The 12,110-nt window shown below is 65.8% G+C and carries 8 protein-coding genes and 1 pseudogene; 3 read left to right on the top strand and 6 right to left on the bottom strand.

Annotation, left to right across the window (positions count from 1 at the left end; translation table 11 throughout):
- Window positions 1-10: 10 nt before the first annotated feature.
- The 5 genes from EF888_RS11950 to EF888_RS11970 all read right to left on the bottom strand — a co-directional run bounded on the left by EF888_RS11950 (window position 11) and on the right by EF888_RS11970 (window position 5,028).
- Window positions 11-766, bottom strand: a complete 756-nt coding sequence (locus tag EF888_RS11950; protein WP_109758374.1) for a sugar phosphate isomerase/epimerase family protein — start codon at window positions 764-766, stop codon at window positions 11-13.
- A gap of 26 nt (window positions 767-792) precedes the next feature.
- Window positions 793-1,878, bottom strand: coding sequence for an ABC transporter ATP-binding protein (locus EF888_RS11955; protein WP_109758373.1), 1,086 nt, complete (start codon window positions 1,876-1,878; stop codon window positions 793-795).
- A gap of 5 nt (window positions 1,879-1,883) precedes the next feature.
- The gene (locus EF888_RS11960) at window positions 1,884-2,825 is read right to left on the bottom strand and encodes a carbohydrate ABC transporter permease (RefSeq protein WP_164721673.1); all 942 of its coding nucleotides are present in this window, start codon (window positions 2,823-2,825) and stop codon (window positions 1,884-1,886) included.
- Window positions 2,818-3,645, bottom strand: coding sequence for a carbohydrate ABC transporter permease (locus tag EF888_RS11965; protein ID WP_206508511.1), 828 nt, complete (start codon window positions 3,643-3,645; stop codon window positions 2,818-2,820). Before EF888_RS11965 ends, EF888_RS11960 begins: the two co-directional genes overlap by 8 nt.
- A gap of 153 nt (window positions 3,646-3,798) precedes the next feature.
- On the bottom strand, window positions 3,799-5,028 hold the full coding sequence (locus EF888_RS11970; protein WP_109758371.1) for an ABC transporter substrate-binding protein: 1,230 nt from the start codon (window positions 5,026-5,028) through the stop codon (window positions 3,799-3,801).
- 113 nt (window positions 5,029-5,141) lie between these two features.
- Here EF888_RS11970 and EF888_RS11975 point away from each other — a divergent pair, with 113 nt between their 5' ends.
- The 3 genes from EF888_RS11975 (at window position 5,142) to EF888_RS11985 (ending at window position 9,494) form a co-directional block, all read left to right on the top strand.
- On the top strand, window positions 5,142-6,194 hold the full coding sequence (locus EF888_RS11975) for a LacI family transcriptional regulator (RefSeq protein WP_109758370.1): 1,053 nt from the start codon (window positions 5,142-5,144) through the stop codon (window positions 6,192-6,194).
- 63 nt (window positions 6,195-6,257) lie between these two features.
- Window positions 6,258-6,830, top strand: coding sequence for a hypothetical protein (locus EF888_RS11980; RefSeq protein ID WP_109758369.1), 573 nt, complete (start codon window positions 6,258-6,260; stop codon window positions 6,828-6,830).
- Between the two features lie 48 nt (window positions 6,831-6,878).
- Window positions 6,879-9,494 carry a methyl-accepting chemotaxis protein gene (locus EF888_RS11985; protein WP_109758368.1) on the top strand — a complete coding sequence of 872 codons (2,616 nt, stop codon included), beginning with the start codon at window positions 6,879-6,881 and terminating at the stop codon, window positions 9,492-9,494.
- A gap of 51 nt (window positions 9,495-9,545) precedes the next feature.
- Here the strand turns inward: EF888_RS11985 and EF888_RS11990 are convergent.
- A pseudogene (locus EF888_RS11990) lies at window positions 9,546-11,965 on the bottom strand (GcvT family protein).
- Window positions 11,966-12,110 lie beyond the last annotated feature (145 nt).

Genomic DNA, 12,110 nt, shown 5'->3' on the forward strand with positions numbered 1-12,110 from the left:
TCTGTTCTCCTCAGAGGGATTTCAGGAAGTCGAGCGAGCGCCGCGCGAAGCGGGCGTCGTCCGAGGGGTTGTCGTGCTCGGCAACGAAGAGGTCGACGCCGATGTTCTGAAGGGCCAGCATGATCCCCCGCCAGTCCATCGTCCCCGTGCCGACATCGGCCCAGCCATCCTCGTCGGCATTCTCGCCCTTGGGTGCGATGTCCTTGACGTGGGCGGCGGAGATCCGGTCGGCATAGCGCTGGATCCAGGGAAGCGGGTCCTGGTCGCCGCGCACGGCCCAGGCCACGTCGAATTCGAACGACAGGTCCGGCCCGCCGTCGAGGATCGCTTCGATCGGAAAGCTGCCGTCGTCGAGGGCGGTGAATTCGAAAGCGTGGTTGTGCCAGCCGAAGCAGTGGCCGGCATCCACGATCGGCTTGCCGGCGTCGGCCAGCCGACGCCCGAAGGCGCGCCAGCCGTCGGCGTTGGTCGGACGGTCGGGCTCGGCCAGGTGCGGGACATAAATGTCGGTGATCTTCAGCGTGCGCGCGATGTCCAGGACCGTCTTCGGGTCGGTTGCGACCATGTCGAGGCTGAAGTGCCCGCTCTTCATGTGCAGGTTGTTCTTCTCGAGGTCCGCTTTCAGGCCGTCGAGGTTCTTGAGGTTCGCATAGAGCGCGCCGTAGCCCTCGACGCGCGCATATCCGAGGTTCGCGATCATCGCGAGGGTATCGGACATGGGTCCGAAATTGCGGGACGAGTAGAGCTGGTAGGAATACTGGGTCACGGGATCGGAGTCCTTGGGTGGGTGTGTCAAAGCCGGGCTTCATCGCCCGTATCGAAGAGCGAGGCGTCGGCCGTGCGTAGCCCGACGGTGATGTGGTCGCCACTGCGAATCCGCGTCTGCCCGTCGGTGCGCAGCCAGAAGCGCCCCCCGTTGAGGGAGGTGAGGATCAGAGTGTCCGAACCAAGCGGTTCGACCACCTCGGCCTCGAGGTCGAGAACGGCGTCGCCGGTCCTTGCGTCATCGCCGACGAGAATATGCTCGGGCCGGATGCCGAACCATGCCTCGCCCTTTGCGGGGCGAGTGAAGTCGTAGCCGTCGAGCGGGATTGAAAGCGCGCCCGAGGTGAAGCGGTTGCCCGAAACGGTGCCCTTGACGAGGTTCATTGCCGGAGAGCCGATGAAGTCGGCGACATAGAGGTTCGCGGGCCGGGAATAGATCTCCTCGGGCGAGGCCAGCTGCTGGATCATGCCGTCCTTCATGATCGCGATGCGGCTGGCGAGCGTCATCGCCTCGACCTGATCGTGCGTGACGTAGATCATCGTGTTCTTCAGCCGGTGGTGAAGCTGCTTCAGCTCCACCCTGAGGTCCGCGCGAAGTTTCGCGTCGAGGTTCGACAACGGCTCGTCGAAAAGGAAGACGTCGACGTCGCGCACCAGCGCCCGCCCGATGGCGACCCGCTGGCGTTGGCCGCCCGACAAGGCCGAGGGCTTGCGCTTCAGGAGGGGTTCGATCTGAAGGACTTCCGCCGCGCGGGCCACGCGTTCCTTGATCTGCGGCTTCGGCACCCGCGCGTTCTTCAGGCCGAAGCTCATGTTCCCCTCGACCGTCATCTGCGGGTAAAGCGCGTAGGACTGGAACACCATGCCGATCCCGCGAGCAGAGGGCTCGGCCCAGGTCACGTTCGTGCCCTTGATCCATATCTGGCCTTCCGTGATCTCGAGGAGCCCGGCGATGCAGTTCAGAAGCGTGGACTTGCCGCAGCCGGAGGAGCCGAGCAGCACGAGGAATTCGCCCTCGTAGACGTCGAGGTTCAGGTTCCGCAGCACCTTCACGGCGCCGAAGTTGAGGTCCAGATTCTTGATCTCGACGGACTTCCGGTTGGCGTCGGTCATGGTTGCTACCCTTTCACGGCGCCGGCCGCGATGCCTCGGACGAAGAGGCGGCCAGATACGAAATAGATGACGAGTGGGACAAGGCCGGTCAGGATCGTCGCGGCCATGTTGACGTTGTATTCCTTCACGCCCTGCACCGAGTTGACGATGTTGTTCAGCTGAACCGTCATCGGATAATACTCGGGCTTGGTGTAGACGACGCCGAACAGGAAGTCGTTCCAGATGCCGGTGACCTGCAGGATCATCGCCACCACGAAGATCGGCAGCGACATCGGCAGCATGATCTGGAAGTAGATGCCCCAGAATCCCGCCCCGTCGACGCGCGCCGCCTTGAACAGCTCCTCGGGCAACGAGGTGAAGTAGTTGCGGAAGAGAAGCGTCAGGATCGGCATTCCGAAGACCGAGTGGACGAGCACGAGGCCCCAGAGAGTTCCGTAGAGGCCCATCTCGCGCAGCAGGATCACGATGGGGTAGAGCATCACCTGATAGGGGATGAAGGCCCCGAAGATCAGGATAGTGAAGAAGATGTCGGCCCCCTTGAAGCGCCAGTTGGCCAGCGCGTAACCGTTCACCGAGGCGATGGCGATGGACAGGATGACCGAGGGCACGGTGATCCGCACCGAATTCCAGAAACCGCGGCTGAGGCCGTCGCAGTTGAGGCCGGTACAGGCCTCGGACCAGGCCTTGACCCAGGGCTCGAAGGTGATCTCGACGGGCGGCGCGAAGATGTTGCCCATGCGGATCTCGGGCATACCCTTCAGCGAGGTCACGATCATCACGTAGAGCGGCAGGAGGTAGTAGAGCGACACGAGGATGAGCGTGCCGTAGAGGAATATGTTACGACGCGAGATCAGCCGTCGCGGACGCGTGCCCGACGGGCCGTCGAGTTGCGCGCGGACCGGGTCGGTGCCGGCCTTCGTGACAGCGAGGATGCCGGGATCAGACACGCTTCTTCCCTCCGAATTCGAGCATCGCCCACGGGATGATGACGATGGCGACGGCGAGAAGCATCATGGTCGATGCCGCGAAGCCCTGCCCCAGGTTCTGTCCCTGGAACATGTAATCGTAGACGTATTTCGCAGGGACCTCGGACGAGATGCCGGGACCCCCGGAGGTCTGTGCCACGATCAGGTCGTAGAGGCGGACGATGCCGCTGGCGATGATGACGAGCGTGGTGATGAAGACGGGCCGCATCATCGGGATGACGATGAACAGATAGGTCTTCCACATCGGGATGCCGTCGACCCGAGCGGCCTTCCAGATGTCCCCATCAATGCCCCTCAACCCGGCAAGCATCAGGACCATCACCAGGCCAGTTCCCTGCCAGAGCCCGGCGATCAGGACGCCGTAGATGACGATGTCGGGATTATACAGCGGGTTGAAGTCGAAGTTGGTGAACCCGAGGCTGCGGATCACATTCTGGATGCCAAGGTCGGGGTTCAGAAGCCACTGCCAGACGAGGCCGGTGACGATGAAGGACAGCGCGAAAGGATAGAGGATGATCGTCCGGAAGGTGTTCTCGAACCGGATCTTCTGGTCCATGAGTGCGGCGAGGACGAAGCCGATGATGAAGCTGAAGACCAGGCTGCAGAGCCCGTAGATCATCAGGTTCTCGATCGACACCTGCCAGCGTTCCGTCGCCCAGAGGCGCTCGTACTGGTCGAAGCCGACGAAATCGGCCCTCGGCAGTAGCTTCGAGTTGGTGAACGAATAGGTGACGGTCCAGAGCGTGCCGCCGAGGAACACCACCAGCGCCGTCAGGATCATCGGAATGGCGGCGATCTTGGCCGCCAGGTTACGGAACAGGCCGATCGGCCTCTTGGCTTCCGATGCCACGCGGTCCCCTCCCCTTCGGTCGTCTTCTTTTGATTGGGCGGGACCGCATGTCTGCGGCCCCGCCGTCGGACTATCCCTGACGGATCAGTCCTTGTTGCGCACGATCTCGACGAAGCGCTCCTGAGCGGCCTCGGGCGTGATCGACTCGTCCTGGAAGAACTGCACGAAGAGGTCGTTGAGCTGGTTGTTCGTGTCCTCGGTGTTCAGGAGGTTCACGTCGGGCATGGTGTTGCCCGCAGCCAGGATCTCGAGACCCTTCTTCATGCAGTCGTTCGCCGCAGCGAGATCGATGTCGCCGCGGATCGGAAGCGAGCCCTTCTTCAGGTTGAAGTTCACCTGGGTCTCGCGGGACAGCAGCGTCGCCGCCAGACGGTCCTGCGCCGCGCTGATTTCCGGGTCGTCGTTGACCGGGAAGTAAAAGGCATCGCCGCCGGTCGAGATGATCTCGCGCACGCCGAGACCCGGAAGGCAGGTATAGTCTTCTCCCGCGACCTCGCCTGCGACAGCGAACTCGCCCTGCGCCCAGTCACCCATGATCTGGCCGCCGGCCTGATCGGTGATGACGAGGTTGGTGGCCTGGTTCCAGTCCTGGACGTTCGAGCCCTTGGCCAGCTCGCGCGCGTCGGCCGCGGCGGAGAAGACCGCCTTCATCTCGTCGCCTGCAGCAAGCTCGGCATCCGCCTCGCCATAGATCGTCTGAAGGACTTCGGGACCGGCGACTGTCGCCATAAGGACGTTGAACATGCCCGAGGACTGCCAGGGCTGCCCACCGAGCGCCAGCGGCTGGATGCCCGCCTCGCGCAGCGCCGGACCGGCGGCCACGAACTCGTCCCAATTGGTCGGAACCGCGACACCGGCCTTCTCGAAGGCCGCGTTTGACAACCAGAGCCACTGCCACGAGTGGATGTTGACGGGGGCGCAATAGATCTTGCCGTCGAGCGTGCAGGCATCCAGAAGCGACGGCGGATTGACGATGTCCTTCCAGCCCTCCGCTTCCGCCACCGCGGTCATGTCCTTGAGAAGACCCGCCTCGATCAGTTCCTCGGCCTGGCGGCCGTGGTTGAACTGGAAGGCGCCCATGGGGTCGCCGCCGATGATTCGGCTGACCATCACCGGACGCGCGGTGCCGCCGCCGCCCGCGATGGCGCCGTCGATCCACTTGTCGCCGGAGGCGTCGAAGGCCTTGGCGAACTCGCTCACGGCAGCCGCTTCGCCGCCCGACGTCCACCAGTGGGTGACCTCGAGATCTGTCGCATTGGCCGAGCCGCCCGCCACGAGTGCGGTGCAACACAGAAGGGTACGCAACGATTTCATGGATTTTCCTCCCTGTTCCTAAATCGTTTGCGGTCACGTTAAATCGTTTTAGAATGGTAAATCAAGCGCGGAAAAAACTGGCGTTTCAAGCTGGGATGCGCAGGAAGGCGACGATGACGGATTCGGACAAGAAGGCGCTTCTCATGCCGGGCGAGCGCGAGCGGCCGACGCTCAAGACCATCGCGCGTCTTGCCGGTGTTGCGGTGCCCACGGTGTCACGCGCTCTCTCCAACGCACCCGACATCGGCCAGAGCACCAAGGAGCGTGTACGCGCGCTGGCCCTCGAGCTGGGGTATCGCCCGAACCGGGCCGGCCTCAGACTGCGCACCGGAAAGACCAACGTGCTGGCGCTTGTCCTGTCGACCGATCACGACGTGATGAACCACACCGCGAAGCTCATCACCGCCGTCGCCAGCGAGTGTCGCGGCACCCCCTACCACCTCGTGGTGATGCCCTATTTCCCCGACGAATCGCCTCTCACGCCCGTCGAATACATCGTCCGCACCGGCTCGGCGGACGGCGTCATCCTGAACCGCATCCAGCCCCGCGACACCCGGATCGAGTTCCTCCGCGAACGGCGGTTTCCTTTCGTCATGCATGGCCGCACGGCGGATTGCGGCGAGGATCCCTACTTCGATTTCGACAACGAGACCTACGGCCGCCTCTGCGCCGAAACCTTTGCCGCCCGCGGCCGAAAACGGATGCTGATCGTCGCCCCGCCCGGCGACCAAAGCTATTCCCAGCACATGACGCGAGGCGCCTCCGAAGCGGCGACGTCGGCCGGAATGACCGCCCGCGTTCTGGAGGGCGCCACAAGCGACAGCCCGACGGACCGCGTCGCCGCGGCCGTCGCCGCCGACCTTGCGCTCCATCCCGACACGGACTGCGTGATGACCGCGTCGGCGCCCTCGGCCGTCGCCGCCACGCAGTCGATCGAGGCCGCGGGCCGCACCATCGGGCGGGACATCGATCTCGCGTCCAAGGAGGCGATCTCGTTCCTGAAGGTGTTCCGCCAGGAAATCCTCGTCTTTCACGAGGACGTGGCCGGCACGGGCAGCTTTCTGGCGCGCGCGCTGATGCAACGCATCGACCGGCCGGACCTTCCCGCGCTTCAGAAAGTGATCCGGCCCGATCCCCTGGAAGAGACGATGACCTTCGGCGGTTAAGCGTTTCGCAAGGCGGGATCGTTAGTACGCAACCCTGTGATTGTCCAACCAGGGTAGCCAACCATGAACAGACTTGCACTCAGCGGCGCGATTCTCGCGCTTACGGCCATTCCCGCCCTTGCCAACGATTTCGAACCCGCGATGCGCGGATTTCTCGAAGACGGCATCCAGAGCTGGGCGTCGAACCAGGTCCTGATCGACGCGATCCGCAACCAGAACGCCGCGACCGGCGGCTATGACCAGACCCGGATCGACGCGCTGGATCAGACCTGGCGGGCCGAGGTGGGTACCGGCGCGACGCCGACCATCGATCCGGTCCTCGGCAACTCCGCCGCCGACTTCCTGCGCGAACAGGTGTCGAAGTCGAACGGGCGCATCACCGAGGCGTTCATCATGGACGCGCACGGCCTGAACGTCGCGTCCTCGGCGGTGACGTCGGACTATTGGCAGGGTGACGAGGACAAGTTCCAGAAGACCCATGACGTTGGTCCGGACGCCGTGCATTTCGGCGACGTCGAGTTCGACGAGTCGAGCCAGACCTACCAGGGCCAGATCTCGATCACGATCGTCGATCCGGACACCGGGGCCCCGATTGGCGCGATGACCGTCGGCGTCGACGCGGAATCGCTCCTTTGACCCGTGCCTGACCCCTCTCTCGTCCCGCCTCTAGGAGACCGCGTCCCCATGTCGAAGCCGCAGGCCCGTCGCACGTCGCTGCCGATCTTTCTCAAGTGCCTCATCCTCATCGTCGGCATCTGCGCGGTCCTGTCGGCCGCGCTGACGGTCATGTCGCTTCGCACCAGCGGCCAGATCGCCCTGGAGGCGGCGCGGTCCCTGGGCGCGAGCGTCACCGAGTCCACGGCGCAGCAGATCGCTGCACCGCTCAAGTTCGGCGACTTGGCTCAGGTCGAGGAAAAACTGGAAGCCGTCATCGACAGCACGGCGCTCGCGACCCTTTCCATCGTCGTCGCGCAAGGCGCCGTCGTCGCGCAGCAGGGGAAGGACAGCGCCCTCGAAGCGATCGAAGCGCTGGCGAGACAGGCAGCCGACGCGGGAGAGGAAATCGTTTCGCCCGACGGGCTCCTCGTCGCGGTCCCCATCTTCGGCGGCAAGGAACGTACCGTTCTCGGCGGCCTCGGTGTGGTGTGGAGCCCGGCGGCGCTCGAATCGACCGTTGCGGACGACCTCAAGATCGCCATTGCGGTCAGTGCCGCGATTGCCCTCGTCATGTCCGCCCTCGGGACATGGGCCGTTCGGCGCATCGTGACCAGCCCGCTGAATCGCATCATCCTGCGGACCTCCGACATGGCGCGAGGCGATTTCGCCACGCCTGTGCCCTATCTCGACCGGGGCGACGAGATCGGCAACACGGCCACGGCTCTCGAAACCCTGAGGATGAGGCTGGACGCGGCCGAGATCGCCAAGGTCGACGCCATGTTCCGCGGCGCGGGCTTCCAGGGATCGACCGCTGCGATGATGCTCTGTGACACCGACATGACCGTCACTCACTGCAACACGGCGATGATCGACCTGGTGCGCAACAACCTCGACGATTTCCGGGTGGTCGTGCCCTCTTTCGATCCCGACGGCCTCGTCGGCATGAACGCCGATCTGTTCCACCGCAGGCCCGAGGGCCCGCGCAGGCGTATGGCCGAAGCGTCCTTCCCGATCGACATCGACATCACCATCGGCAGCGTTCTGATGAACCTCGTGCTGAACCGGATCGAGGGCGAGAACGGCGCCACGATGGGCTATGTGCTCGAATGGCTCGACGTCACCGAGCAGCGCAAGACGGCGGCGGTCCTCGCCTCGCTGGAACAGGCGCAGTTGCGCGCGGACTTCGGCGCCGACGGACTGCTCTCGGCGATGAGCGACCGCATGGCAAACGCGCTGAAGACCGGCGGACGGACGCCTTCGGACGTGCGTCTGGCTCAATTCGTCCGAAATGCCGACGGAAGCCCTGTCGAGCCCTCGCTCAAGTCCGGCAAGGCCATATTCGGGAAGTTTCTCACGACGATGGGGGCCGTCGATCTGCTGCTCGACGGCAGCCTCAGCCCCACCACCGATTCCGCGGGCCGCCTCACGGGTTTCGTTCTCCTCGGTCAGGACATCACCGCGAGCGAGGCGCGGCTTCGCGCGGCGACCGAACAGAACGAGCGCATGGTGGCCGAGCAATCGCGCGTCATGACCGAACTGAAGGGTGCGCTGACCCAGCTGTCGGACGGCAATCTGCGCGTCCGCATCGAGGCCGCGTTCCCCGGCGACTACGAGGCGCTTCGCAGCGACTTCAATCGCGCGGTGGGGGAACTCGACGGTGCGATCGCCCGTATCCTCGCCAGCGCGGACGCCATCCTCGGGGAGGCCGACAATGTATCCGGCGCGGCCGACGACCTGTCGCGTCGGACCGAGCGCCAGGCCGCTACGCTGGAAGAAACGGCCGCCGCGATCTCGGAGCTGACCGCCTCGGTCGCCTCGGCCGCGTCGGGAGCCAAGCAGGCCAACGACGTCGTCGACGAGGCCCGCGACAACGCCGCGACCTCGGGCGACGTGGTCCGGCAGGCCGTCGACGCCATGGGCGAGATCGCCAACTCCTCGGAACAGATCTCACGCATCATCGGCGTGATCGACGAGATCGCCTTCCAGACCAACCTTCTTGCCCTCAACGCAGGCGTCGAGGCCGCGCGCGCAGGCGATGCGGGACGCGGCTTCGCCGTTGTGGCGTCGGAGGTCCGCGCGCTCGCGCAGCGCTCCTCGGAAGCCGCGCGCGAGATCACCGACCTCATCTCGACCTCGTCCGAGCATGTCAAGAAAGGCGTCTCGCTGGTCGGAAAGGCCGGTCACGCGCTAACCGAGATCGTGGCGTCGGTCGGCGGCATCGCCGAACACGTCTCGGGCATCGCCGCCTCGGCGCGCGAGCAGTCGACCGGCCTCGACGAGATCAACACGGCGATGAACCAGCTCGACCAGGTCACCCAGAAGAACGTCGCCATGTTCGAGGAAACGATGGCCTCGTCGAAGCTGATGACGACCGAGGCGACCTCGCTCGTGTCGATCACCAACCGCTTCCAATGCAGCGGACCGCGTGCGTCCGCCTCGAGCACCGCCCCGGCCGCGGTTCAGGCGAAGAACGGCGCGGCTGACGCGCCTGCGCCCGTAGAGCGAAGTGTCGCCAAGCTCGCACCTCTCGGCCGAAGCGCGGGGCAGGACGTCAGGACGGATGCCGGTCGACCTACGAGGTCCGCCGGCAATCTGGCCTTGGCGCCGGAGGACGTGGCCGATGACGACTGGGAGGAGTTCTGATCCCTGACTTCAGGCGCACGCATCGTCGCGATGCGCCGCCCGGCCCCTGCCCTAGCCCCGCATCCTTGCGCCCTCCGGATCGAAGGCCGGACGCGTGACCAGGCGGGCCCGGCGCTTGTGGCCGAGTATCTCGATCTCGGCCTCCAGCCCGTCGCGGACCTGTTCCGCAGGGATCAGCGCCAGCGCCATCGACCGGTCGGTCCAGTGCGCATAGCCGCCCGATGTGCAATAGCCGGCAACGGCGCCATCGATCCACACCGGTTCCCACCCCACGGCGTCAGCCTCATCCGCGTCCACCTCGAAGGCGACGAGGCGGCGGCCGGCGCCCGCCGACCTTTCCGCCTCGGCCGCGGCCCGTCCGATGAAGTCCGCCGTCTTGCCGAAGTCGATGAAGCGGTCGAGACCCGTCTCGCCCGGCGTCAGGTCGGCGGTATAATCCCGCCCCCAGGCGCCGAAAGCCTTCTCGAGCCGAAGCGACATGAGCGCCCGCAACCCGAAGGGCCTCAGTCCCAGGTCGGACCCGGCCGCATCGAGCGCCTGCCACAGCGCGCGTTGCATCGTCGCCTCGCAATATATTTCGAACCCGAGGTCGCCGGTATAGCTGACGCGCTGGATCCGCGCCGCAGCCGGCCCCACGGTCGCGCGCGTAACGGCCAGAAACGGCAGCGCCGCCTGAGACACCTCGGCGGCCGTCACGCGCGTCAGAAGCTCGCGCGCCGACGGACCGGCAAGCTGAAATCCGGTCAGCCGATCCGAGAGGTTCTCGATCGTCACGTCCTCGTCCGGCCGTAGAGAGGCCGCGAACCAGCGCAGATGCATGTCCTGCGCGGCGTAGCTCGACACCAGGAGGAAGTCGTCAGCGCCGTAACAGGCCACGCTCATGTCGCCCACGAGTCGCCCCGAGGGCGCCAGCATCGGCGTCAGCGCCATGCGCCCCGGAACCGGAATGCCCCCGCCATGCCGCGGTCGAGCCAATCCCGCGCGCCCGAACCGGTGACGCGGAATTTTGCGAAAGCCTGGATATCGCCGATGCCCACGCCTGTGCGGACCGCGCGCACTTCGTCCCGCACCGCGTCCCAGGCGTTAGAGCGCCGGAAGGTCGGCTCTTCCCGGCGCGCCTCGCCGGGGCGCGCGAACCAGTTCACCACTTCCATGCCGTAGCTCGCGCCGAAGACCGCGCCCTTGGCGTCCCAGACGTCGTACATGGGCGACGTGCGGAAGGGGCGCGCGGCGGTGAGTTCCTCGTTAGGATAGCTGACAGAAAAGCGACGGCGATAGTTCTCGATCACCTTCGGCACAGTGTATCCCGGCGTCGTCCAACGCCCGAAGCGCGCCACATCCATCGCGCGCGGGTCGCGCTCGGTCTCGCCTTCTATCATCCACTGCGCCAGCGCCAGGCCCACGCCCCCGCCCTGGCTGAAGCCCGCCATGACCGCGCAGGCCGCCCAATAGTTGCGCAGGCCCGGCACCGGTCCAACCAGGGGATTGCCGTCGGGCGCGAAGGAGAATGGCCCGTGGATCACGCGCTTGATCCCCGCGCGTTCCAGGATCGGGAAGCGCCGCCAGGCGAAGGCGACGCTGTCTTCGATCTTGTCGAGGTCGTCGTTCAGAAGCTCGTGTCCGAAGTCCCAGGGTGTGCCGTCGACCGCCCAGGGCTCGCAGCGCTGCTCGTAGAAGCCGATGACAAAGCCCTTTCCCTCCTGGCGCAGATAGCTTTCGCCGCCGGGATCGATGACATGCGGGATCTCGTCGGCGCGGGCCGCGATCTCGGGGACGTCGCCGGTGACAAGGTACTGGTGCGCCATCGGCAAAAGCGGAAGATAGACGCCCGCGAGCGCCCCCACCTCGCGGGCCCAGAGGCCGCCGGCGTTCACGACGTGCTCGGCGTGGATCGTGCCCTTCTCGGTGATGACGTCCCAGGTGCCGTCCGCGCGAGGGTTCGTCTCGAGGACCCGGTTGTGGGTCACGATCTCGGCCCCGCCCATCCGCGCCGCGCGGGCATAGGCGTGCGTCGTCCCCGAAGGGTCGAGGTGACCGTCGAGCGGATCGTAGAGCGCGCCCAGGATGCCGTCGGTGTTCACGAAATCCGCCATCTCGCGGATCTCGTCCGGCCCGATGATCCGGGTGTCGAGACCCATGTAGCGGTGCTTGGCGCGTTCGGCCTTCAGCATGTCGAAGCGCTCGGGCGTGTCGGCCAGCGTCATGCCGCCGGAATGGTGCAGCCCGCAGGACATGCCGGTGATGGCTTCGAGTTCGCGGTAGAGGTTGATCGTGTAGCCCTGGAGCGCCGCCATGTTGGTGTCGCCGTTCAGGGTGTGAAAGCCGCCCGCGGCGTGCCAGGTCGACCCGCTGGTCAGCTCCGAGCGCTCGATCAGCATGACGTCGGACCAGCCGAGCTTGGTCAGGTGATAGAGCACCGAACAGCCGACGACGCCGCCGCCGATCACCGCCACGCGCACATTCGTCCTCATGCCGTCCCCCGTCCAGGTCCGGCGCATGGGCCGGCGTTTTGGGGTCAGCCTGCAAGGCGGCGCAGGGTGCGTCACGTCATTTCGCGACACGGCGAGGGCGCTCCGCGGCATCGGAGACGCGCCGATGCGATGACCGTCGCTGGAC

This window comes from Silicimonas algicola (genome assembly GCF_003970735.1).
In the GTDB taxonomy this organism is placed as follows: Bacteria; Pseudomonadota; Alphaproteobacteria; order Rhodobacterales; family Rhodobacteraceae; genus Silicimonas; species Silicimonas algicola.